Raw genomic sequence first — 430 nt, 5'->3', positions numbered from 1 at the left:
GCGCCAGGCTGCGGGCCAGGGCCGGGCGCCCCTCCGCTCGTCCTCGGGAGAGCGCTGCCGAAGCCGGCCAAGGCCGCCGGCAGCAGACCATGGACAACGTCCATGCCACCTTTCAGGAGAAACCATCATGCGCCGCTTCACCGCTTTCGTCCTCGGCCTCTGCCTGAGCCTGCCGGTCCTCGCCGAGCAGGTGCAGCGCTTCGGCGACCTGGACGTCCACTACCACGTGTTCAACTCCAGCTTCCTCCAGCCCAACGTGGCCAGCGCGGTCGGCCGGGTACGCAGCAAGGCGCAGGGCGTGATCAACGTGGTGCCGATGGAGAAAGGCAAGCCGGTAGAGGCCGCCGTGACCGGCTCGGCCAAGGACCTGACCGGCAAGGTCATCCCCCTGGAGTTCCGCCGAGTCAGCGAGGAAGGCGCCATCTACAAC

General features: G+C 68.4%; 1 protein-coding gene. It reads left to right on the top strand.

Going from position 1 to position 430, the window contains the following annotated elements; all coding sequences use genetic code 11:
• Nucleotides 1-127 precede the first annotated feature (127 nt).
• Nucleotides 128-430 (top strand): DUF4426 domain-containing protein (locus ACEWB7_RS17995; protein WP_411581089.1); only part of this gene is annotated, 303 nt, incomplete at its 3' end.

The sequence above is a fragment of the Acinetobacter sp. NIOH-H-8 genome (assembly GCF_046635365.1).
In the GTDB taxonomy this organism is placed as follows: Bacteria; Pseudomonadota; Gammaproteobacteria; order Pseudomonadales; family Moraxellaceae; genus Acinetobacter.
The sequence above is the reverse complement of the archived record's forward strand: the minus strand, read 5'-3'. Positions and strand labels throughout refer to the sequence as shown.